Below are 23102 nucleotides of genomic sequence, written 5' to 3' on the forward strand. Positions count from 1 at the left end.
ATGTCGAACTATGGTTCGACCTCAATCCTCTAAATGATCGAGATTATGGCCCAGCCCAGCTTTGCCAAGGCGTGCTGGTCAGCATCTGACTGGAGAGCGCCGTTCCTACGATCCAGCCACCTTCAGCACGCTATGCTACGCTACACTTTGATAGCGGGGCCGGGAACGATGAAGATGGGCATTACAGCTACGCTATAGCCACTTAACGTCCGCGATGACTCTCCAATTAGGCTGCGGGAGTGGCCTATGAAGCGGTTTCAGCTAACGCCCGAATTCATGTGGGTGCGCTTCTCCGCCGTGACCGGCTGCTCGAAGACCGCTTGGGCTACCTGTTCCGCATCGTCCGCATCCAAAATGCGAGTAGTTGCTTCGGCACCGGCGTTCGCGATCGCTTCCGGGCCGCTTTCTTACGGCATTTGCCAAGCGTTCACACTGCCGAGGCTGCGACCTGGCAATGCGAGTATGCAACGTGAGCGATAGCTCATATCTTTCCCATGGGCGGAATTGACACCGCGCCCCCGCCGAAGCCGGGAGATTCGAACGCATGAGACAGCGCACAAAATACGGCATCGACGCGCCGCGAGTGGTTCGCGCGTACATCGTTTTCGGCATCTTGCTGGCATTGCCGGCGCTGATCAATCTCGCGTGGCCCGGATCAAGTCCCATTCCCGGGCCGTGGAGTATCGGCGCCGCCTTGTTCGCGGTGCTTCTGCTTGCTTGGGCGGCCGTCATGCTCAGGTCCAGCCTTGTGGGTAAGATGCGGGTCCGTGACTGCTTGGTTGACGCGCTTGACCTTTCGGGAAGCGAACGCGTGCTAGATGCCGGATGCGGCCGGGGCTTAGCCCTGATCGGTTGCGCCAAGAAGCTCACCACGGGCAAGGCCGTCGGCATCGATCTTTGGGCCGGGCACCTTTCCGGCAACAATCCGGAGGCGGCGCGGGCCAACGCGGTCGCGGAAAGCGTCGCCGACCGGGTGGAGATCGAAACTGGGGATATCACACGGCTGCCCTTCTCCGACGCGGCGTTCGACGCCGTCATCTCGATGACCGTAATCCACAATATCCCTTCGCAAGAGCGGCGCGACCAGGCGGTGCGCGAGTTCGTCCGCGTGCTGAAGCCGGGCGGCCGCGTCGCGATCTTCGATCTTCTGCACACGGCCCGCTATGCGGAGATATTGCGTCAGGCGGGCTTGACGGTCGAGAGCTTGGGCACCGATCTGCTGTGGCTTTGGCCCTGCCGCTCGTTACTTGCGCGCAAGCCGGAAGCCGGTGGTTTGCAAGGCCTGGTCACGGCGTCGTCATGACCCCGCCGCCGGAATATCGCGGCATCAAAGCGCCGGCGGTTGCAAATATCCAGATATGAAGCGTGTGGTTTCCTCGATGAGCGCCTCGACGTCCTGCAGCATTTCGGTGTGGCAAAGGACGCTCGAATGGGTCAGCGCCTCGATCGAGGTAGCACACACAAATGCCGCCAGATCGAGGTCCCTGACACGCAGTTCGTCGCGGCGGCTTTCGAGATAGTCCCGAAAGAGGGCGTAGCCTTCGCGGTTGAGCGCTTCCACATTCTCCAGCCGCCCGACGCGCGGAATCTGCTCCGCAAGCACGCGATGCAGCCTGGGGTCGATGCGGTGGGCCTCTATCGCGAAGGCGACAAGTCTTCGTACGGCCCTTTCGATCGGCAGCGAAGCGATCTCGGTCAGCACCGTGCGCACACGCCGCGTGATCTGGCGATTGTGCCGATCGATGACGGCGGCAACGAGCGCTTCCTTGGAAGGATAATATTGGTAGAGCGAGCCGATGCTCACGCCGGCCATGTCGGCGATCCGGTTGGTGCTGGCTTTGTCGTAGCCGTCGCGGACCAGGATACGGGCGGTCGCCTCGACAAGCGCATCGACGGTGACACGCGATCGCGCCTGCGAGGCCTGCTTGCGGGGATTTGTAAGCGGTTTGCGCACCATGTCTCGTTACCTGAAATGCGCATTGAAGACGAGTTGTCGCTCATATTCTATCGCCGGGCGATTCCGGATCAACAGGTACGGCGTGCGCGCGCCGTTGATGTCCTCAGCCCCTTTTTTTGCGTCCCTTGGCGGCGGCCTTATCCACCGTCACGGACACCCCGCCACAGCCGCAGAACAGCGCGATTGAGGTGCTGTAGGATGAGATGGCGCGAGACCTGAAAGCTCGGCTGAGCAGACATCCTTGGTTCCCCGAACAGATCGCGCATTCTTCGCTTCCTGCCCCCACGCACGGCCTTTCAGTGTCCTGGCGTATGGCCATATTGCCGTGGCGAACATCCCATGACCCGTCTGAAGGCCGCGCTGAACGCACTTTCCGATTCGTAGCCGACCGACCGGGAAATCACAGAAACGGACTCGTCGGAATTCCTCAGCCTGTCTGCGGCACGCAACATCCGCCACCGCGTCAGATAGTCCATAGGGGACAGGCCGACCGCTTCTTTGAACTTCAGCGTGAAACTTGTTCGCGACATCCCTGCGCACCGCGCTAGCGATTGTAACGTCCATCGATTCGCTGGATCGCTGTGCATTGCGGTAATCGCTGCGCTCATGCGTTTGTCTGCCAAGGCGAAAAGCCACCCGACACTTCTGTTTGATCCTTCTGCCAAGTGCAGCCGCAATGCCTGAACAAGCATCATGTAAGCGAGGTACTGGGCGATCAGGTAGCCACCGGGCTGCGGATCGCGCAGCTCCTTCATCATCCGCTCGACAGACCAGCGCAACGCTGCCCCATCCGATTGCTTCCGAATATGAACGAGGGGCGGCAAAATCCCCAGGAGCGCGTCTGCATGACCGCCTGACAGGGTAAAGTGACCACCGACAGCGAAGCAGTCCCCGCCACCATTATACGAGACAATGCTGCCGTCCAATTGGCTCGGGAAAACGGCGGAGGAGTCGATCGGGGGCAAAGTCAGATCGCTGGCGATGCGAAAGGGCCGCTCATGCGGCAGCAGAACGCAGTCGCCTGCCTCTACACGTACCGCGTCGGGAATGCCTTCAACGGCCAGCCAGCAGCGACCCGAAACAGCGGCGTAGCATTTGATCGCGTCGGGTTGAGCGAAGTGGAACGACCAGTCTCCGCCGAGGTCGAAGCCGCCGAACATGTAGCTGCGCGGCTTCAGTAGCGACAACACGTCTGAAAGTGGGTCCACGGGCAATCCTGAACGATGGCAACAATACTGCCCTGAACGATGGCAACAATACTGCGGTCATTTAAGCATAGTCCGTTCAACAAAAAAGGTCTAGCCAAACCGGTGGCGGCAATCGCCCCGTCCAACAAGCGTTGAAAGGACCTGCCCTTGAAAATCGTTATGACGGGGGCCACCAGCGGCATCGGCCTGGTCGCCTCCCGTTTGCTCCTCGACGCTGGGAACGAACTGATGATCGGCGCCCGCTCACCCGCGACTGTGCCCGTGGACGAAGCGCGGCGCGCCAAGGTCGCACCACTCGATCTGGAGCGCCTGGGTAGCGTGCGGCATTTCGCAACTGCCGTCGAAGAATGGCTGAGCGGGACGCATATCGACGGGCTCGTGCTCAATGCCGGCACACAGGTTAGCGATATGCGTCACCGGACGGAGGATGGATTCGAAACCACGTTCGCCGTGAACCATCTCGCTCACTATTTATTGCTCCGGCTTCTGATGCCGCGATTGGCGCCGGGCGCCATCGTGGTGATCACGACAAGCAATCTCCACGATCCAAAGACAAACGCAATCGCACCGCCCGAGCATGCGGATGCTGGCAAGCTCGCCGCTGGTCAGGTTAGACAAAACCCAAATTCTCAAGATTCGATTGCGCCGCTGCGTGCTTATGCGGCCTCTAAGCTCTGCAATCTGCTGACTGCCCGCGCGCTGGCGTCGTCAACCTTCGCGCAAGAGCGAGGTCTGCGCGTAGTCGCGTTCAATCCTGGTTTCACGCCGGGGACGAGGCTCACGCGCCGCCACCCGCTTGCGTTCCGCCTTTTCTTCGCGGCGAGGGTCGCGGTCCTGCGTACATTTCAGCGCATGAATACGGCCAACGGCGGCGGCAGCTTACTGGCCGACATAGCGCTTGGCCAGGTCGTTCCGCCAGACGGGCGTTTTTATGTGTCTCAGGTCAAGCGCCAGCTGACTTGGCCGGACCCTTCGGAACTGGCGGGCGACAACGCCGTGATGATGAAGCTCTGGCGGGATAGTGCGGCACTGGTCGATTTGCCCGAATGAATGTGAGGCATTTCCAGTGCTAGCTAGCAAGCCGGTATTTCTTGGCGACTATACTCGTCGCCGTTGTATGAGTTGGAGTGCATGCGATGATTGCTGATTTAGGCCAAGCGCGATGAAAGTTCGATAGAGCGAATCTCGGGCTTGCAACGTGGTGATACCCTCTACTTCCAAAATCGCGCTGCATTATCTGCGCTATGTGTTGGCCGCCGCAGAAAAAGGAAGTTTCCGACAAGCTGCAAATGAGCTGGGGGTATGGGAATCAACAATCAGTCGAGGCATACACGACCTTGAAGACGAGATCGGCGTCGCCCTGTTCATTCGTCACCCCGGCGGCGTGACGCTCACTAATGCGGGCAACAAGTTCCTCACTCATGCTCGCGCAGCGATCGGCCGGATCGAATATGCCCTGAAAGATGCCGGCGCAGCGGGGCGCGGCGAGGTTGGCATGGTGCGGATCGGCATCTTCTCGTCGCTGGCCTCCGGGTTCCTCGCCGACCTGCTGCAAGCCTATCAGGCGGGAAATCCGTTCGTGCATCTCGATTTTGCCGAGGGTGGCCCGGCGGAGCACGTTGCCGCCGTCCAGCATCATCGGATGGATGTCGCCTTTCTCACGGGAGAACCGGCCGCCTACGGCTGCGAGACGGCTCGCCTTTGGGAGGAGCGGGTGTTCGTCGTTCTTCCCCGAGATCACGGCCTGGCCGAGCGTGAAGAGATCGGCTGGGACGATCTGCGCGATGAGCACTTCATCGTCAGCGAGACCAATCCCGGCCCGGAAATCCACGACTACCTCGTCCTTCGCGGGGAACCGGCTGCACGGAGCGCGCTCGCGCGTGGAGGAAGCTGGGCGGAAGGCACTCCGCAGCGCGCCGAGGGCGGCGCCCTAAGCCCTTACTCATCAAGGAATTGGCCGAGCCTCACGCTCGGCCGCCGAACCTTTACCCTTCAATAAATAGATGGAAATGGGTGGACATTCGGTTTTCTTCATGTCACATAGATTTGGATGGAAATGGATGATCCAACGGCATGACGCTCAATACTGCAATGCTCCGCATTACGCCTGAAGTCCTGTCGCTGATCGCGGCGATCGACGAGTTCAAAGGGGCCTGGCGGGCAATCGGCCGGATCGCGCCGGAGCGGCTCTCCGGTCTGCGCCGCGTCGCCACGATCGAGAGCATCGGTTCCTCGACCCGTATCGAGGGCGCCCGGCTCAGCGATCGGGAAGTCGAGAAGCTGCTGGCGAATATCCAGCTCGGCTCATTTACGACACGGGATGAGCAGGAGGTCGCCGGCTACGCCGAGGTGATGGAGACGATCTTCAACGCCTATGACGCGATCCCGCTGACGGAAAACCATATCCGCCAGTTCCACCGTGATCTGCTGGTTCACTCGTCCAAGGACGAGCGGCATCGGGGCTCATACAAGACCCTTGCCAACCATGTTGAAGCCTTCGACGAAGACGGCAAGAGCCTGGGCGTGGTGTTCGAGACCGCCACGCCCTTCGACACGCCGCGCCGCATGGCCGAGTTGGTCGAATGGGCGGCTGAGCGAGAGAAGGACAAGAGCCTTCATCCGTTGCTGGTCATCGCCATCTTCGTGGTGGTGTTTCTCGAAATCCACCCCTTTCAGGACGGCAATGGCCGCCTGTCGCGCATCCTGACGACGCTCATGCTGCTGCGGGCCGGTTATGCCTATGTGCCCTATAGCTCGCTGGAGAGCGTGATCGAGCAGAGCAAGGAAGGCTATTACCTGTCCCTGCGTCGGACTCAGGGAACGATCCGCACGGCCGAGCCCGACTGGAATCCCTGGCTGGAGTTCTTCCTGCGCGCCTTGCAGCGGCAGAAGCAGCGCCTCGAAAAGAAGATGGAGCGCGAGCGGATCATGCTTGCCGACATGCCCGAGCTGTCGGTGCTGATCCTTGAGCTGGTGCGCGAGCATGGCCGGATCACAGTGGCGGAAGCCGCGAGAGTGAGTGGTGCCAGCCGCCACACGATCAAGGATCATTTGAAGGCGCTCGTCGAGCAAGGTCATCTGATCCTGCACGGCGCGGGTCGGGGAGCGTGGTATGGCCTCGTTTGACCCTCTCATGCGCCGCTGCCGCACCACCTGCGCTAACCTGCGCCGCGCTACGACCACCTGCGCCCTGTCTTTCTATCCTCCGCTACGGGGTGGGCTGTGGCGTAGTATTGCGTCGTTCAATCGGCGGCCCATGCGCGCGATCCTGCGTGCATGTCTCGACAGCGCGCCCATCGCCCCAGCGTCCGTCGCGGGCGCTCCGGCGCCGCGCCTGATGACCTGCACGCTCCGGCGTGCGATCTCTACGACTACGGCCTCCCGCCGCCTGCGCGGCCGGACAGGCACGACCCCCAAGTGGAGAACGAACTGGCGGACTGGATCGTCACCGATGATTGGCCGGAGCATATCCCCGTCAGCGAGGCTGAGGTCGATCTATTCGAGAGGTGGTTCGGCGATTTCTTCGACGAACTTTTCGGGACGAAGCAATGACGCCATAAGGAGACTGCTGCCATGACCGTGCCGTTGCGCGCCGCCCTCTATCTGCGCGTCTCGACGGCGCGGCAGGCCGAGCATGATGTCTCCATCCCCGACCAGCGTAAGCAGGGCGAAGCCTATTGCGCCTCGCGCGGCTATCAGCTCGTCGAAACCTATGTCGAGCCGGGCGCCTCGGCGACGAACGATCGCCGGCCCGAGTTCCAGCGCATGATTGAGGCCGGCACGTCGAAGCCCGCGCCCTTCGACGTGGTGATCGTCCACTCGTTCAGCCGCTTCTTCCGCGATCACTTCGAGATGGAGTTCTACGTCCGCAAGCTGGCGAAGAACGGCGTCAAGCTGCTGTCGATCACGCAGGAGATCGGTGACGATCCGATCCATCAGATGATGCGGCAGATCATGGCGCTGTTCGACGAATATCAATCGAAGGAGAATGCCAAGCACGTCCTGCGGGCGCAGAAGGAGAATGCGCGGCAAGGCTTCTGGAACGGCGCGCTGCCGCCGATTGGCTACCGTGTCGTGGCGGCCGAGACGCGCGGCGCCAAGGTCAAGAAGAAGCTGGAGATCGACCCCCTCCACGCGGACACGATACGGCTGATCTATCGGCTAGCGCTGGATGGTGATGGCAGCTCTGGTCCGATGGGTGTCAAGGCGATCGTCAGCTATCTGAACCGCAACCGCATGTTCACCCGTGACGGCGGACGCTGGGGCATCGGCCAGCTCCACCGCATCCTGACCCGCAAGACCTATATCGGCCAGCACGAGTTCAACAAGCGCTCCAAGGCCAAGGAGTTGAAGCCGGAGGCCGAGGTCGTCACGGTCGAGGTGCCGCCGCTGATCGACCAGGCGATGTTCGATGCCGTGCAGGCCCATCTCAAGGCGCGCAATCCGAAGGTGTTGCCGCCACGTGTCGTTACCGGCCCGACGCTGCTCACCGGCATTTGCTTCTGCGGCCACTGCGATGGTGCCATGACCATCCGCACTGGCAAGAGCGGGCGCTACCGCTACTATGCCTGCTCGATCAAGGCCCGGCAGGGCGAGACCGGCTGCACCGGCCAATCGATCCCGATGGAGAAGCTGGACACGCTGGTCGCCGGCTACATCGAGGATCGGCTGCTGGCACCCGATCGGCTGGAGGAGGTGCTGGCCTCTGTCATCGACCGCCGGCAGGATCATGCCGAGCGTCGCCGTGAGCATATCGCCGAGTTGAACAAGCGGGCGAGCGAGGCCGAGTTGCGCTTGAAGCGGCTCTATGACGCGATCGAGGCCGGCGTGGCTGATCTGGACGACCCGGCGTTGAAGGACCGCATTGTCGGCCTCAAGGCGACTCGGGATCAGGCCCAGGCCGATGCCCTACGGGCGCAGGCCATGCTCGAAAGCTCGGCCCATCATGCCGTCACGCCGCAGATGCTTCGCCAGTTCGCTCAGGCGGCACGGAACCGGATGCGGACCGATGGGGGCGGCTACCCCGCGATCACCTCCGCCTGCTGGCCCAGCGGGTCGAGGTCGCGGACAAGGAGGTCCGCATCACGGGGTCAAAGAGCAACCTGCTCCGAACCTTGGTCGCCATATCTAGCTCTGGCGTAAAATCGGATACCCTGGGCGTGCCCAGTTTTGTTCCGAAATGGCGGAGACGGAGTCCGCTAACGCGCTGATTATACTGGCATTATTGACATTGGTTGCCACAAAAGTTAGTAGTTTCATTATCGTGGTTATGGCAACGGGAATCAAAAGTGCGGCACCGTTTGGCGGAGAGTCGGATTCGAACCCTAGATAAATCAGGGATTTACTCTGATGGGGATGGTCTGTTTTTTCGCGTCCGAAAAGGCGGTTCTAAGCAATTTGTTTTCATCTACCGGCGCGGTGAGGTTCGAACTGAAATTGGCCTTGGCGGCTACGGGCAGGGCACCGCACCCGTGTCGCTGGCGCTCGCGCGCAGGAAGGCGGAAGAGATTCGTGGCCAGCTTGCGCGCGGCGAGGATCCGCGCCCCGGCAAGACGGCAAAGCCGACCTTCAAGGAAGTGATGGAATCGACAATCGCCGTTAAGCACGCCGATTTTCGGAACGCGAAGCATAAGGCGCAATGGCGCATGACGCTGGATAAATACGCAGCGCCCCTTCATGACAAGACGGTTGCCGATATCGGCGTCGACGATGTTGTGACGACGCTTGAGCCAATATGGCAGCGGATCCCCGAAACTGCCGATCGGCTTCGGATGCGAATCGAAGCCGTGCTTGACCACGCCAAAGCACGCGGCCTGCGAGAGGGCGATAATCCTGCCGCGTGGAAGGGCAACCTCAAGCACCTCTTGCCCGCCCGCCAGAAGCTCAGCAGAGGCCACCACGCGGCGTTGGGTTATAAGGATATCCCCGCCACTATCGCCCGCCTCCGGGGCGCCAACGGCGTTTCTGCGCTGGCCGTCGAGTTTGTCACTTTAACGGTGGCGCGCTCAGGCGAAGCCCGATTCGCGGCATGGCCCGAAGTCGATTTTAAAGAGAAGCTTTGGACCGTGCCTCCCGAGAGGATGAAGGCGGGAAAAGAACATCGCGTGCCGTTGACCGAGAGGGCAATTGAAATTCTGCAAATCATGAAACAGCGCGCGACGAGCGATTTGATATTCGGAGGCGAGGTGGATGGCCGGCCGATTAGCGACGTGGCGATGACGAAGGCCCTACGCAGGGCCTCAGGTGATGATTCGACGTTGCACGGGCTACGCAGTACGTTTCGCGATTGGTGCGGCGACATGACAGCCCACCCGCATGACATCGTGGAAACTGCACTGGCTCACGCCATCGAAAACAAGACTGAGGCGGCATATCGCCGTGGCGACGCCCTAGATAAGCGGCGCGCGCTCATGTCCGATTGGGCGGCTTACTGCGAAAGTGCGGCCTAATGGCGAAACTGCCGAAGATCGATGCCGCGGCAATGGAAATCCGGGCCATGCACTCGGAAGGGCGCTACGATGAAGCGTTGACCCGCCTTCTGGCGCATTTAGAGGCCGGGACCGCTTCGCCGGAAGTTCAGGCTATCGCGGCGGACTTGCTGCGACCGAAAGAATCTGACGGAAAGCGCGGTCCGAAGACGAAAAAGCCATTCAAGTGGCTTGAGATCGGCGGGGAGTACGATGTCCTCATTGACGAGGGCGTATCAGACACCGAAGCACGCCTAATCCTTGCCGAGAAACATCCGCGAGAGAAAAGAACGATCGATACGATCCTCGCGTATTATAAGAGGGCGATGGACATGTACCGGCAGATCGAAGCCGAAACTCTCGCAAATAATTAGAAATTACTTTCGGTGTTTGTTTTGGCAAAATGGTAATTATGGGCATCACCTTCAACACGAGGTGACTCATGCCAGCGCCCGCGAACGAAAATTCGCCGCCCGTTCTAATGTCGATGAACGAAGCGGTACGCGCCACATCCCTTTCCCGCACGATGTTGAATAAGTACCGCGCCGAAGACCGCTTCCCCACGGCTGTGCCGCTCGGTGACCGGCGCTTTGCGTTCGTGCGCGCCGAGGTGAACGCTTGGATTATCGAACGCATTGCGCGGCGTGGCGAGGCCGCTAAGGCGGTGGCGGCATGATTGCGCAACCGGCCAACGCTACCCGCGCCGCCTACAGAACTTCATTCACTGGAAACAACGAGTGGTATACGCCCGCGCAATACATCGAACTTGCGCGAGCAGTCCTCGGCGTTTTCGACGTCGCCCCAGCGTCGAATCCTATCGCGCAAGAGACTGTGCAGGCCAAGGACTACTTCACAGAAGAAACCAATGGCCTTGATAAGGAATGGCATGGCAAGGTTTGGATGAACCCGCCATATTCGCAGCCTGAAATCGTGCATTTCGTTGACAAGATTGTTGGCGAATACGAGTCGGGCCGCACCACTGAAGCGATTGTTCTGACGCATAATTCCACCGACACGGCGTGGTTTAACACGCTCTTCGGTGCAGCCACAGCAATCTGCTTTACTCGTGGTCGCGTCAAGTTCGTGTCCCCCAAGGGCGAATTCGCCGCGCCGGCAATGGGCCAAGCCTTTACCTATTTTGGCAAACGCCCAGAGCGCTTTGCCGAGGTGTTTTCAGAAGTCGGGAATGTGGTCAGCGTTGTCGCGAAAGCGATACCGAAGCACGCCGCGAACGACAATCGGCCTCAGTTAGCCAAAGCCGCCTAATTCCGCCGCCGCGCCAAGCGTCGTCTGTCACCCATTCGGCTCGTGCGCGGCGGCGGGTTTTTCAATTCGCAAGGCCGCGTATGAACGGGAACACCCGGAAACGCGCAACGGCGGCGACAGAAAATCAGTTCGCCAGAATGGCGAACTGATCGGGAGCGCGAAACCCGAGCGCTTCACGAAGGACACGGCGCGCCTGGGCCTTCGCTGCGGACTGTAGCCGCCTAGTTTCCGCATCTTCGGATTTCCGAAGATGGTACTGGCCTCGTTGAGCGCGGCGGTTCACTGGAAATAAATTCCGTTTTTTGGAATTTGGACAAGGTTTTTGTCGTTCACTAACGACATCCAACCAATTGGAGAATCGACATGGGTAATCGTGCCAGACGCCGCGTATGGGAAATTAGTGTGCTCGCCGATCCCCGCCTCAATGAAACTGATCGCCGCGTTGCGCTTGCGGTCGCTGAAGCAGATCGGCGTGGGTTCGTCTTGTGCGAGCAAAACGGTGAGTTTTTCTTCGCAGCAAAAGACCAATATGTAGCGGCCAAGGCCGCTTAGGAGGTCGCCTTGAGAATTGTGAACATCTGGCCTGTCACCGATTCCGGTGGCGGGAGGTTTCGCGATATCGCGGCGTTTGATGCCGAGGTTGTCGATGGGCTTCGCCTCAACGGACTTCGGCTTTCAATAACCAGCGACGGCAAACGCTTCGTTTTCTCGCCTGCGAAGCATGGCGTTCGTTTCGCTCAATTCCAAGGCGGCTATGCTCGGCAACTCGCTGACGCTGCTTGGACCGCTCATGAGGGCCGTGTCGCCAATGAAAACACCCGATAAAAACGAGCGGCCCGACTCGCTCAAGTACCAATGGAAGTTATACGGCTTGGTGAGCCGATCAGATTGGGCAACCAGTCTCGACAAATCGATCGCATACGAGATCGTCGACAAATATTCAAAGGACTTCGGCAATAGCCGCGCCAGCCTTCGATATCTTCAGGTGGCGACGGGGGCAGCCCGCCCCAATGTCATTTCATCCCTTAGGCGTTTGACTGAAAAGGGGCCTTTTGACGTGCTTCAAAAGGGCATCGGGACCAGTCCGACGAAATATAAACCCCTTTTCGATCTGGTTGCAAAAAAGCCTAGCGGTAATGCGGACAATACCACTAGCGAACTGGGCCGCAGTGGTAATGCTGACGATACCACTAGTGGTAATGTAGACGATACCGCTAGGGGCCCTAGTGGTAATGTAGACGATACCGAATCCGACCTCCAATTAGCCGACCTAAAAGACGGCCTAATTGGAGAGGAAGGAATAACTGATTCCGCGCCTTCGGGCGACGCCGCTTCCGCTTCCGCGGGCGCCGCGCCCGAGGCGGCGGGGAAGGACGGCTTTGAAGCGCTTTATAATGCGTACGGTGTGCGTCGGGATAAGGCCGCAGCCCGAGCCGCCTACGACGAGCTAAATCCAGACACGGCCATGCAGGCGCACCTTGTCGAAGTCGCGACCGCGTGGCGGCTGGCCGCCGAAGCGAAGCCCGGCTGCAAGCGGCGATATCTGGTCAACTGGTTAAAGCAGCAGCGGTACGACGAAGACGCTCCCGGAATGCAAAGCGCCGCCAAACCCGCACCCGCCAAGCCGACACCGGCCGCACCCGCCAATTCGAACGTGCCTTCCAAGGCGCGGCAATGGCAGCGGGTTGAGATAGTCAATTCGGAAGTCAAAGGGCCGTCCGGAGACAATGCGCTGGTTGCGACGCTGCGAACTGAAACTGGCGAGACGCTAACGGAGTCCATTATTTTGGAATCATCAAGCGCCGATGAACAGGAGCACGGCCAAAGGCAGTTTGAACGACTGCGTCGGGCTGTTGGTTTGGGCGATATCGAGGATACCGGCCACTTGCTCGGGCTAGCCTTCGAACGCCGCGTCTACAATGGCAAGCCTGAGTATCGGGCCATCGCGGCGGAAGCTGCATAGATCGCGACAGCGCGCCGCTGGCCAGCCTTCTCGCTCGCGGCCTATCGAGACGGTGCTGCGATGGAAGCAGCCGTCAGTGGGCCGCGCTGGGGCTTCTCGGGCCTGCACAGCTGCACGGAAGTTGCCCGGTTAGAACTGGGCAACACTGTGCAACTAGGCAAACGAAGGAAAACTGACGAGGCCACATGCTAACGGACGACGCAAAAGTCATGCTTTTCGCTGCTGCCATCCTATTGGTGGCCCTCACGCTTGTCGGTTTCCAACTTAGAGCCACGATGGCTTGCGAGGCAGAGGGCGGCATTCCGGTGCGCGTTTTCAGCTTTCCGAGTTTTACAGATTGCGTTGACTGACGCCGGTTCGCTGCTTGGCAGAATATCGGGCGTCTTGCCGATATTTGATGTATCTTGCTCATAAACGGTGCCGTTGCGTTCGACGGTGCGCGTAGTCGGCTTCTCTATCTGCGGAAATTCCGCAGATAGCTTTTTAATGTGATTCCGAACCGTGCCCTCGTCGACCGCGCAAAGCCGCGCGATCTTGCGAATCGGAAATTTCTTCCATTCATCGTCGGTTAACAACGTTCTCACGGCTCGCTGTTTATCTTCCGCCGTCCTTCGCAGGCCGTGGCTGGCGTTTGCGCCCACGCTGAACAGGACGGCGTCGCGGCGCGTGCCTTGGCGAATGTCGGCTAATCTTCGTCATCGTGCAGAAGGCGATCAAGCGTGGTGGGATCTGCGCGCTTCACACGGCGCGCGACGTCTTCGTCAATTTGACGATCATTTGGTTCGACGCCTCTTTGGGCGCGACGCCCATACTGTTTGACAAACGAGGCCACCTCGGCCGTATCCAGGGCGCGGCGCTGATCTCTGTTTAAGCGACGTTTGGGTTTCGGATTCTCGTCCGTCATTGCGGCACCATACATCCATTCAGCGTAACTCGCCACCTTTGGCCATGCGCTCCTTCGCGCGCTCGGCTTCGACTTCCTCAACGCGCAAAGCAAGGAAGGCAAGCTGTGTGGCGTTCAGGTGGCCAGAGTAGTGGGCAAACGTTTCCCATTACTCAATCCGACCTAAGCGCGTCCGAGCGCGCTGAGCATATCAGTCTGCGCAAGTCGATATGGGAGATAAGAAACGCTGATAATTCTGGTGGCCAGAGTTTGGCCACCAGATCGTCGGGAAAACTCAAGACGACCGGCCCTCAGCATCAAAAGCAATTCGCTGCCGAAACTGCCGCCGTGGCGAATGCCCAGTTGCACAGTTCGCTGCACGGTTGATACCGGGCATAACTGTGCAAGTGGGAATGTTGCCGACGCGATACACTACGCAAAACAGCGACTGTTTTTCGTTACGGTGTTGTAATGATCTTCGTCGCCGTCCTGTATGTGTACATAGTTGCCTCTGCCGCAATGACTTATCGCAACACCGAAACGGGCGGCGTACCCTGCTCAGCAACGCTCGGTATGATATACTTATAGATAGGCAAATCTGATTTGCCGCTTCGAGCGAGTCGCCGAGGGCGCTGCTCGATTACTGGGCCGAAGGCCATAAGCCGCATTAGCGGCATTCACCAGACGACGAGGATTTTATGACTTTAATTTACGCGCCGGCTGAGCCGCGCGAGCACGCCGAACTTGTGGCAGGAATAATGGCCCGAGCGCCCGACGACGACATGTTGCTGGCTGCTAATGATAACCACGACCCGATTACCGGCGCCAAATCCCATTCATGGCCGGCTATGCGGCTCAATGCAAAAGATCAGGCCAGTCGCGCCTTGCTCGCGCTGCTCTCTTACCTATTCGAACTCGCCGCCGAGCCACACAACAACCTACCATCGCCGGCCAGTGCATACGGCGCTGACGGTGATTTGTCTATTGCGGGCCTGATGGACGAACTGCCGCGCGACGAGGATGGCAAAACGATCGGTAACAGTGGCTATGGAATCGACTATTGCATGCGCGAAAGCACTGACATGCACGATTGGGACGACTTATGCGTGGCCGGCGCTGACGGGGCATACTGGACTATCCTGCCAGACGGCCGGAAGGGTGGGTCGCACTGTCCAAATTTCCGGGTCGTCCACGTTTGGCGCACCCAGTTAATCAACGGCAAAGTTGTCAAAACAGCGCTCAAAGAAAGCTACGCCCAATACCGATCTGAGCGTCGTATCGAAGGTAAGCAAAAAGCCGTTTGGATTAACGTCGGCACAGAAGAATTTTACAGGCCGCGCGGCCCAGATCCAAAAGCCGACAACGCCCATAATGGGTCGCCAGCGGCCGTCACACCGTCCGAAAGCGCGGGCGCCGTGAATAGGCCATTCGCACCCGACAATCCGATTGACGCTCGGCTTGTGCTTGAACGTCTGCGATCTGCGATTGGCGACGAGAATTTCGAAGTGCTGAGGCTGACCGTCGTCAATCGAAGAACAGCCCGATCGATTGGCGAGGCTATGGGCAAGAAATACAACGCGGCCAGCGCACTTGGCACTGCGTTGATCCGAAAGGCATTGCAAGCCGCGAACGACAACCTGCCCATGCTCGCCGAGGCGGCTTGATAGCAAAGTCCCGCGTTGCGTGACTCTATAATGGGTGGTGCGTTTCCTCGTCGTCTTGCATCCCCCGATCGGGTTGTAGTCGCGGCGGCGACGTCACGAGCGCTGCCGCGATTCCCTGACTTTACGCCAAACACGGCGCTGGCGCACCGCGGATGTACCGGGCGCCCAATCAATAAACCTGTCGCGCATTCGCGGTCCTGCGCGTACCTAGCCGCCCATTCGTGGGCGGCTTATTTTATTCGGCCAACCGTAACAACAGTCTTCGTTGGAGATTTCAAATTGACGTATGCACTACACGACGTGGCAACCGTGACCGGCCTGCCAGCCGCCACGGTCGCAAGTTGGCTCGATAGAGGTGTTATCGAAACCACCAAGCCGGGGAAGGGTGGTCGTCGCGAGTTTTCAATTCGCGATCTTCACCGCTTGGCGGTAATTGGCGAACTTTGCAGGCTCGGCCTACCAACCGCCAAGGCGGCGCTCGCCTCAGCGGCATTTTCTGATCGACGTTCGTTCAAACGCCCAAAAGGGCAGTTGAATCGCGACGGCTTGCAAACATACTTGGTCGTGCGAGATGGGGATGCCACAATTTATGGCGTCACTGACGCGACGGAATTCGCCGAGGCCGTGCGGCAGATCTTCTCCGATAAACCCGGCGCCGTCGTCGTGGATGTCAGCGAAGTGCTGCGCCGCGTTGATCTGGCGATAGCTGGGAAGGGTGCCGTACAAATCACACCCTCGGCTGCCAAGATTTTTAGGGACGGCCGCGAAGAGTTTTACCCTTGAACGGGTTGAGTACGTGCGGCCACGCGAGCCATTCCCAATTGTGGCGAAATCCTAGGTTCTCCTGAGCCACCCTCCGCCTGGGGGTAACGCGCCACCCCGGTTGGACTCCGTTTCCAAAATTTTGAAACAGGTTTTTATGTTTACTTCCAAAACCAACAGGCGCGCGTCTAACGTCGCGCAAGGTCTTGCGATCACGAGATAATTTTCGATTTCTCGCGCGCGATAATTCGGCGCTGAGAAGTAAACTCGCGCCACCGCGCGCACTTTTTCTGCCGCGACTTTTCCTTGACGGCGAGCGGGCCGTCGAAAAGCAGCAAGCTAGCCTCCGTCGTCGCGGCGGCCTTGGTAATCATGCGGATAAGGCTAGCGCGCCGCACCCATTTCTTCACTTTACGAGGTGTCATGACGAAATTGAAAATCACGCCGGCTGAGCCGAGCGTTGCCGACGCTGAGCACGCCGTTACAGAGCGCACGGCTGAACTGCGTAAAATCAAGGCTGACATTGCAGCCGCTGAGGCCGCGTTGCCTGCCTTGGCGCTGGATCCTGACGACGCGAAATTCGAAGCCAAATCGCTTGAAATCGACCGCCTGAAGCGCGCCGGACTACGTGCATCGGCCCGACTTGAGCCGGCGCGCACGGCATTGACTGAAGCCAAGGCCAGCGCTGAGCAGACTCGCCGCCAGGCACTTTTTGACGCTGGTGTCGCCGCCGCCGCCGAAGTCGAGCGGCTCGTTGCCGAATATGAGAAACGCGCCAAAGCTGTCGCGGATATCTTCTTCGCGATTGACTCCCAGCGCGCAGCGATTGAAGCCGCGAACGATCATTTGCCGGAAGGTGAGTATCGCATCAATGCGGCAAATTATGCTTTCGAAATTGGCACGATCGCGAAGCTTCCTGCCGCCGCGGAGGGTAGCGAAGCGCCATGGGCGATTGACGGTTATGGTTTTGGAAAACTGAGTCTGCGGCCAACAGGGCGAATTGAGCATTTCAACTCGACACTTGCGAGCGCAAGTATCCACCCCGCTATCGCCGCTGCTGCGCAACTACGCCGTGGCACGTTGCAGGGTGGCGCCCAGCCATCCGGCACAGTGAAAACGCCCCTGGGCGACTTCATGAGCGCGCCTGCTGTAGCCGAAATTTACGGCGATCAAACGTTACCCGATGGCTCTCGCAAAATCACGCTTCCGCCGAACGAATGGGCTTAAGATAATGAAAAATACCAAATCATACAGCCCGGCGCGAGTTCGCAGCGCGAGTTTCGACGAGTCTGACAACACAATAGATATAGTGTGGAGCACCGGCAGCGACGTCGTGCGCACCGACGACTTCGGCGACTCGTTTGTCGAGCGGTTGCTGATGGGTGCCGGCAACGTGCGCCTCGGGCGGTTGAATAGCGGCGCGCCGCTGCTTGATACGCATAGTTCCGATCAGCTAAGCAACGTCATCGGCTCGGTTGTGCCAGGCAGTGCGAAGATCGAAAACGGCAGGGGCATTGCCACTGTAAAGTTGAGTTCGGCGCGCAGCGATGCCGACACCATTTCGAAAATACGGGAAGGTGTTATCAAGAATATCAGCGTTGGCTATCTGATCCACGCCAGCACGCGCATTGAAGGTGACAAAGGCCAGTTCGACGTTACCGAAGTCACAGATTGGGAACCGTTGGAAGTTTCGGCGGTGCCGGTTCCTGCTGATCCGGGCGCGAGAATCAGATCTGCAAACGGCAGCAGTAAGCAACCACTGTCTCGCCGAGAGCGCCGCTTCAGAAACGGTGCAGCAGAGGCGACCCGCCTTCTTCAATCGACGCGCACTAGCGCCGAATCTCGTGGGACAAGCGAGGCCAGACGCATACTTGCTGGTAAGGCAAGCAGCGATCAACCTGTAGAGGCCGCCGCCCTTGACGCCACAGAGCTTGCTCGCGGCGCTCGCGCGGCGCGCAAGTTGTTGCGCAAATGATCGAGCCTCGCCGTTACGAAACGCAGCCACTTCGCCGCCGCCATACTCGCCCGCTGCATTCGCGGCGCGCGGCAGTGATCGAAGCCGCCGAGGCGGTGTTTAAGGACTCTACGATGACAAACAGCGACGACGTCAAAGCACCGAAGCCAGCGTTGACACGCTGGCCGATTGCGGACGCTAAGAATGTATCACAATGGCCTAACGTCAACAACGCTGATCGTGTGACGGCGGAACAAAAAGCAGCGCTGACGGAAGTGATACTCGCCAATCCAGAGGTGCTCGATGGCTGACTCAGACTTCATCGCAACCATTGAGGCGAATGGCCAGATCTATTCCGCTTGGGAATCTGTGCGCGTTGAGCGTGTCTACGGTGACTTTTCGGTTTTCGAGTTCACGCCAACCGAGGGCGCTTACGGTACGAACTTCAGCCAACTAGTTCTCGTTCCTGGTGTACCTGTCACCATTAATCTGGGCGGCGTTCAGGTGATAAACGGATTTGTTACTAACCGTTCGGTTTCTTACGATGCGAAATCGCATCAAGTCGTTATCGCCGGCAAGAGCAAGATCGAGCACTTGCGCAAGTCGAGCGTTGTCGTGAAGCCGGGAACCTACGACGGATATACGTTCGAACAGGCTGCGCGCGCCGTAATGGCACCGCATCCCGTCAACTTGATTATGAAAAATGCGCCCTCGATTGCTTCGAAGCCTTTTGCGAATTTGGCTGTTCAATACGGCGAGACGTGCGCTGAATTTATTCAACGCATCGCGATTATGCGGGGCCTGTTTATTTGGGATGACACCAACGGGAACCTCTGCGCCGGCGCGGCGGACAATGGCGTCGTGGCCGACCTCGTTGAAGGGCAAAACATACTGCGCGCCACGTTGACGTGGAACAATCAACTGTCGATGTCAGTTTGGAAAACGACCGGGCAGCAACCCGGCACCGACAACAATTGGCCACCGCGCGCAATATCGGCAACTGCCACCAATTCAAGCTATCCATCGAACTGGTTTAGCCTGTCTCTGGCCGAGCACCCCGGCGATGCGACAGATATGGCGGCGCGGGTCAATTGGGATCAAGCGATCACCGCGCAAACTGAGTTGCGTGTTGCCGTCACTGTCGTCGGCTGGAAAAAAGACGACGGCACATTGTGGGAAATGGGCGACGGTGTCACGCTGCTTTCGCCAATGTTGTTCCCGACGCAGAATTCGGCGGTGACTTTGTACGCACAGTCCGTTGTGTACGAGCAAGACGCAAACGGCACAACGACGACGCTGAATCTTGTGGTTAAGGCTGGCCTGCACGGCGCGCCCTTCAACGACGTTCCCGACGTTTCGGGCGCAAACCTACCGCAACCACCGTCGCCTGCTACGCCTGATGAACCGGATTGGCGGGCGGGGTGAGACATAAAGCGAGAGCGGTCCCGCGACGAGGTGCTTCCCCTCATCCCTTTCCGCGACGGTTTCCCTAGAAACGCAGACCATGCGATGACACTTCGCGGCCCGCTCTCGCCCCATTAACGTGCGTCGCATCGACGAAATATTCTAGATATCGGCGGAAGGACTTACCGGGTAACTCTGTTGATTGCCGGCAGACCGAGTCCACCAGCCCGGCGTGCGAGCCTGCCTTGGCGCGGCGTGGGGCAAGAGGCTGCATGATGACAGGCGGGCCACGGGACTGGCCTCCGGCGCCGTGACCGGCTCAGCGAAGGCCGCAGCGGCGACAGAGGGGCACATTGAGGCGCATGTGCATGTTCACGGGAACGTCCATAAGGCGACTGTGAAGACCAAAGGCGCGATAGAGGCCAAGTTGCACCGCTGGCCGGTGATGAGCGACGTGGCTTAGGGGGCGGCGGTTAAAAAATAACCATGGATGCTATTTTAATTTACAATATTGCATATTATATGCGAAAATATAAGATAGATTGAGCATCAACAATGATCATCGAATTTCGGGTCAAAAACTTTCGCTCCTTTCGAGACGAGGCTGTCCTCAATCTCGTCGCGTCAACCGATGTCTCTAACGAGGAGCTTAGCGTCAGGGCGACCGGGAATAAGGCGGTCCCGAGGCTTCTCCGAACTGCAGCGATTTACGGCGCGAATGCGGGCGGCAAATCGAATCTAGTTCGCGCGATGCAGCTGCTACGCGGCATAGTGAATGATTCTGCAAAGCTGCAGGCGGGGCAGACGTTCAATATTCAGCCCTTCCGTCTTGATCCCGCCACGGATCAATTACCGATTGAGTACGAGATCACTTTTCTCTTAGGCAGCACCCGTTACCAGTTTGGTTTCACACTGACCCCGCGGAAAATCCTAAGTGAATGGCTTATCGTGTACAAAACGAGGCAGCCAACTACGTGGTATGAGCGGATTTTTGACGAGGCATCTCAGAAATACGAATACAAGTTCAGCACGCACCTCTTAGGCTCCAAATCTTTGTGGAGCGAAGCCACGCGCGACAATGCGCTTTTTTTATCAACCGCCGTGCAGTTGAATAGCGACCAATTGCTGCCGGTTTTCGAGTTTTTGACCGAGAAGCTAGTGGTTTTCGAAAATGGCATCGTCCCGAATCCGGATTACACGATCTCGCAAATCGCCAAGACAACCGCCGACCGTACGCGGGAGTTTCTTTCGGCTGCGGACATTGGCATCGCCAATATCCAACTCAGGACTCAGGAAGGCTTCACCGCCGGAATGAAATTCGATCTTGCAACAGGAAAGATTGAGGCGGTTCCAAAAGAACTTCGTGATGTGACAGTTCCGATTTTCGAGCATCGAGGTAGGTCTGGCGGCGCCGTATTCGACTTTTCCGATGAGTCCGAAGGAACACGAAAGCTTTTTGCCCTTGCCGGCCCTCTTTTCGATATAATCGAGCAGGGAAAGGTGCTTGTCGTCGATGAGCTTGACCGGAGCTTGCACGCGCTTCTAGTACGCCAGCTGATCGGAATATTTCAAAATCCGGATTTAAACCAGAACGGCGCGCAACTAATTTTCACAACGCACGATACTTCGTTGCTTGAAGGAGATTTGTTGCGTCGCGATCAGATTTGGTTTGCGGAGAAAGACGAAAATCAATCTTCGCAGTTGCATCCGCTCTCCGACTTTTCGCCGCGTAAGAGCGAGGCAATCGAGCGTGGATATCTTTCGGGCCGCTATGGCGGAGTACCTACACTTCGCACGCCAAGGTTAACCTAGTGGCACGCCACTCCCGCGCGAGGAGCGGCCGAGACCTACGGCGCAGGGCGCCGACCAAGCCGCCCTTCGAAAGGGTGTTGGTTGTCTGCGAAGGCGAAAAAACAGAGGTAAACTATTTTGAGGAGATCCGACAAGAGTCGAAGCTTCCCACGGTGCATGTGCGAATTATTCAAAGCCCTTTGGGAACCGAGCCACAGCAAATAGTGGAAGGCGCTGAGGCGGAGTTCTTAAAGTCAAAACGCTACGAAAGGATTTTTGTCGTTTTCGATCGCGACCAGCATCGGACTTATGCCGATGCGATTAAAATGGCCGAGGCGCGGAACCGCAGATATAGAAATGATGAGAACAGATTTGTATCTTTCAAGGCGATCGTTAGCGTTCCTTGCTTTGAATTGCGGCTTCTGTTGCATTTCACAAATATCTTGGCGCCCATGCATCGCGATGAAGCTTTGGCGAAATTGAAGAAGCAACTGATCGGATACGAAAAGGGAAATGCCGGAACATATGCTGCAACGTTGCCGAACCTTGATGCCGCTACTAAGCGTGCGGCCGTGCTCAAACAACGATTCAGCCGACTTCCGGGGATAGAAGCTTATACCGACGTGCATGAACTGGTGGGTTTTATGAAAACTCTAAAAAGCAAGTAGTGCCGCGCCACTGGATTATATCTGATGGAAAGCGCAATTCGCCTTTCTATCGGCTCAATAGTCATAGGGTCGTCGTCGCCCGCATCAGCCTTGTTAACGCGCCGGTCTAATGCCCGAGGCGCTATCCGGCGATGAGAAAGCGCGACTTGTGCTCAGGTTGTAGGAAGAAAAAATTCAAGATGTATTCCCTGGGCTCGCCACCGCGAAACTTGCGGGCGCTATCGCGTATCAATTTTTCTTTGGTCTGCAGGCTCGGCAGAATGTCGATATCAAGCTTTCTTAGTACCGCGCCTTCCAATGTATAATACGCCTCATATCCGCGCGCGCCGAGATATTCAAATACCTCGCGACAGTTTGGATTATGTCTCTGCTCGATCTCTATCAGCAGGGCGGCTTTGCGCCGAGCAATCAAGCGATCCATCCCGAGCAGGACATTCATCTCAAACCCTTCGACGTCAATCTTAACGAAGTCGATCCTGTTAAAGTTGATTTGAGTGCCGAAGTCGTTGAATTGTGAGAGCTGCACTTTCTCAACGTCGACACTCTCGTACTCATTCGTACGCAGCGTACGCAGCGTTGCGAGGGCGTAGTCGATATCACCGCCTAGTCGCGGGAATGACATTTCTGCCTCGCCGTTTTCATTGCTTAGCGCCACGTTGAAGGCGGTCACGTTCGGCAACCTTAGATTTTGCAAGATATCGAACGAGTGCTTGGACGGCTCGAAGGCAAAGACGTGATTCGCGCGGCGGCTCAGCAAAATGCTGTAGGTTCCGGCGTGGGCGCCAACATCTACGCACTGATCGAATTTCATGTTTTTGAGAATATAAGTTTCTTGCTCGTACTGAGGCATGTGCGGCTGCACGTACCGGCGATAAGTCGTCTGCACCAGCATGGATTGTTTCAGACGGTTCTTTAAGGCACGAAGCATGTCGAAACCCTCCCTGCGTCGTGCATGTTTTTGTCGAGTTTATTTAATTATTGAGTGCCCAGGTCGCGAGCCTAGATCACGTTTTCGCGATAAGAGAAGTGATCGCAATTGAATCGAGAAGAAAGCAGCAGCCGATCTCACGCTGGGACGTGATCGAGCGCGGCGATGAGGAATGGCCGGAGAACGG

26 protein-coding genes are annotated in these 23102 nt (G+C 58.2%); 21 read left to right on the forward strand and 5 right to left on the reverse strand.

What is annotated here, in order from left to right; all coding sequences use genetic code 11:
- The first annotated feature begins 544 nt into the window (after positions 1-544).
- On the forward strand, positions 545-1303 hold the full coding sequence (locus WDN02_RS10185; RefSeq protein ID WP_337293386.1) for a class I SAM-dependent methyltransferase: 759 nt from the start codon (positions 545-547) through the stop codon (positions 1301-1303).
- 24 nt (positions 1304-1327) lie between these two features.
- Here WDN02_RS10185 and WDN02_RS10190 read toward each other — a convergent pair whose 3' ends face one another.
- Positions 1328-1957 carry a TetR/AcrR family transcriptional regulator gene (locus WDN02_RS10190; protein WP_337293387.1) on the reverse strand — a complete coding sequence of 210 codons (630 nt, stop codon included), beginning with the start codon at positions 1955-1957 and terminating at the stop codon, positions 1328-1330.
- Between the two features lie 296 nt (positions 1958-2253).
- Positions 2254-3165, reverse strand: coding sequence for an AraC family transcriptional regulator (locus WDN02_RS10195; protein WP_337293388.1), 912 nt, complete (start codon positions 3163-3165; stop codon positions 2254-2256).
- 159 nt (positions 3166-3324) lie between these two features.
- Here WDN02_RS10195 and WDN02_RS10200 point away from each other — a divergent pair, with 159 nt between their 5' ends.
- The 11 genes from WDN02_RS10200 (at position 3325) to WDN02_RS10250 (ending at position 12861) form a co-directional block, all read left to right on the forward strand.
- A complete protein-coding gene (locus tag WDN02_RS10200; RefSeq protein ID WP_337293389.1) occupies positions 3325-4215 on the forward strand; it encodes an SDR family NAD(P)-dependent oxidoreductase in 891 nt (296 codons plus the stop codon).
- A 148-nt stretch (positions 4216-4363) separates the two neighbouring features.
- Positions 4364-5164 (forward strand): LysR family transcriptional regulator, encoded by an 801-nt coding sequence (locus WDN02_RS10205; protein ID WP_337293390.1) that lies wholly within the window; start codon positions 4364-4366, stop codon positions 5162-5164.
- A gap of 74 nt (positions 5165-5238) precedes the next feature.
- Positions 5239-6291, forward strand: a complete 1053-nt coding sequence (locus WDN02_RS10210) for a DUF977 family protein (protein WP_337293391.1) — start codon at positions 5239-5241, stop codon at positions 6289-6291.
- A 150-nt stretch (positions 6292-6441) separates the two neighbouring features.
- Complete coding sequence (locus WDN02_RS10215; protein ID WP_337293392.1) at positions 6442-6717, forward strand: hypothetical protein; 276 nt, start codon at positions 6442-6444, stop codon at positions 6715-6717.
- A 21-nt stretch (positions 6718-6738) separates the two neighbouring features.
- Positions 6739-8307: a recombinase family protein gene (locus tag WDN02_RS10220; RefSeq protein WP_337293393.1), complete on the forward strand. Its 1569-nt coding sequence runs from the start codon at positions 6739-6741 to the stop codon at positions 8305-8307.
- 92 nt (positions 8308-8399) lie between these two features.
- Positions 8400-9614: an integrase arm-type DNA-binding domain-containing protein gene (locus WDN02_RS10225; RefSeq protein ID WP_337293394.1), complete on the forward strand. Its 1215-nt coding sequence runs from the start codon at positions 8400-8402 to the stop codon at positions 9612-9614.
- Positions 9614-10006: a hypothetical protein gene (locus WDN02_RS10230; protein WP_337293395.1), complete on the forward strand. Its 393-nt coding sequence runs from the start codon at positions 9614-9616 to the stop codon at positions 10004-10006. The genes WDN02_RS10225 and WDN02_RS10230 overlap by 1 nt, the downstream gene beginning before the upstream one ends.
- Positions 10007-10074: 68 nt before the next feature.
- A complete protein-coding gene (locus WDN02_RS10235; RefSeq protein WP_337293396.1) occupies positions 10075-10308 on the forward strand; it encodes an AlpA family phage regulatory protein in 234 nt (77 codons plus the stop codon).
- Positions 10305-10898 (forward strand): DNA N-6-adenine-methyltransferase, encoded by a 594-nt coding sequence (locus tag WDN02_RS10240; protein WP_337293397.1) that lies wholly within the window; start codon positions 10305-10307, stop codon positions 10896-10898. The genes WDN02_RS10235 and WDN02_RS10240 overlap by 4 nt, the downstream gene beginning before the upstream one ends.
- Positions 10899-11261: 363 nt before the next feature.
- Positions 11262-11450 carry a hypothetical protein gene (locus WDN02_RS10245; RefSeq protein ID WP_337293398.1) on the forward strand — a complete coding sequence of 63 codons (189 nt, stop codon included), beginning with the start codon at positions 11262-11264 and terminating at the stop codon, positions 11448-11450.
- Between the two features lie 169 nt (positions 11451-11619).
- Entirely contained in the window at positions 11620-12861 is a 1242-nt protein-coding gene (locus tag WDN02_RS10250; protein WP_337293399.1) for a hypothetical protein, read from the forward strand.
- 230 nt (positions 12862-13091) lie between these two features.
- On the opposite strand, the gene WDN02_RS10255 is transcribed toward WDN02_RS10250, so the two are convergent.
- A complete protein-coding gene (locus WDN02_RS10255) occupies positions 13092-13445 on the reverse strand; it encodes a hypothetical protein (RefSeq protein WP_337293400.1) in 354 nt (117 codons plus the stop codon).
- 101 nt (positions 13446-13546) lie between these two features.
- The gene (locus WDN02_RS10260) at positions 13547-13765 is read right to left on the reverse strand and encodes a hypothetical protein (protein ID WP_337293401.1); all 219 of its coding nucleotides are present in this window, start codon (positions 13763-13765) and stop codon (positions 13547-13549) included.
- A gap of 761 nt (positions 13766-14526) precedes the next feature.
- On the opposite strand from WDN02_RS10260, the gene WDN02_RS10265 reads away from it, so the two are divergent.
- The 9 genes from WDN02_RS10265 (at position 14527) to WDN02_RS10305 (ending at position 21987) form a co-directional block, all read left to right on the forward strand.
- Positions 14527-15408 (forward strand): hypothetical protein, encoded by an 882-nt coding sequence (locus WDN02_RS10265; RefSeq protein ID WP_337293402.1) that lies wholly within the window; start codon positions 14527-14529, stop codon positions 15406-15408.
- A gap of 279 nt (positions 15409-15687) precedes the next feature.
- A complete protein-coding gene (locus WDN02_RS10270; protein WP_337293403.1) occupies positions 15688-16191 on the forward strand; it encodes a MerR family transcriptional regulator in 504 nt (167 codons plus the stop codon).
- Between the two features lie 402 nt (positions 16192-16593).
- Positions 16594-17397, forward strand: coding sequence for a hypothetical protein (locus WDN02_RS10275; RefSeq protein ID WP_337293404.1), 804 nt, complete (start codon positions 16594-16596; stop codon positions 17395-17397).
- A gap of 4 nt (positions 17398-17401) precedes the next feature.
- Complete coding sequence (locus tag WDN02_RS10280; RefSeq protein ID WP_337293405.1) at positions 17402-18145, forward strand: HK97 family phage prohead protease; 744 nt, start codon at positions 17402-17404, stop codon at positions 18143-18145.
- A gap of 74 nt (positions 18146-18219) precedes the next feature.
- Positions 18220-18435 (forward strand): hypothetical protein, encoded by a 216-nt coding sequence (locus tag WDN02_RS10285; protein ID WP_337293406.1) that lies wholly within the window; start codon positions 18220-18222, stop codon positions 18433-18435.
- Positions 18428-19549 carry a hypothetical protein gene (locus WDN02_RS10290; protein ID WP_337293407.1) on the forward strand — a complete coding sequence of 374 codons (1122 nt, stop codon included), beginning with the start codon at positions 18428-18430 and terminating at the stop codon, positions 19547-19549. The genes WDN02_RS10285 and WDN02_RS10290 overlap by 8 nt, the downstream gene beginning before the upstream one ends.
- Positions 19550-19730: 181 nt before the next feature.
- Complete coding sequence (locus tag WDN02_RS10295; protein WP_337293408.1) at positions 19731-19991, forward strand: hypothetical protein; 261 nt, start codon at positions 19731-19733, stop codon at positions 19989-19991.
- Between the two features lie 92 nt (positions 19992-20083).
- The gene (locus tag WDN02_RS10300) at positions 20084-21340 is read left to right on the forward strand and encodes an ATP-binding protein (protein ID WP_337293409.1); all 1257 of its coding nucleotides are present in this window, start codon (positions 20084-20086) and stop codon (positions 21338-21340) included.
- Positions 21341-21417: 77 nt separating this feature from the next.
- Positions 21418-21987: an RloB family protein gene (locus WDN02_RS10305; protein ID WP_337293410.1), complete on the forward strand. Its 570-nt coding sequence runs from the start codon at positions 21418-21420 to the stop codon at positions 21985-21987.
- Positions 21988-22108: 121 nt separating this feature from the next.
- Here the strand turns inward: WDN02_RS10305 and WDN02_RS10310 are convergent, their stop codons facing one another.
- A complete protein-coding gene (locus WDN02_RS10310) occupies positions 22109-22915 on the reverse strand; it encodes an FkbM family methyltransferase (protein ID WP_337293411.1) in 807 nt (268 codons plus the stop codon).
- Positions 22916-23102: the final 187 nt, after the last annotated feature.

Source organism: Methylovirgula sp. (assembly GCF_037200945.1).
GTDB lineage: Bacteria > Pseudomonadota > Alphaproteobacteria > Rhizobiales > Beijerinckiaceae > Methylovirgula.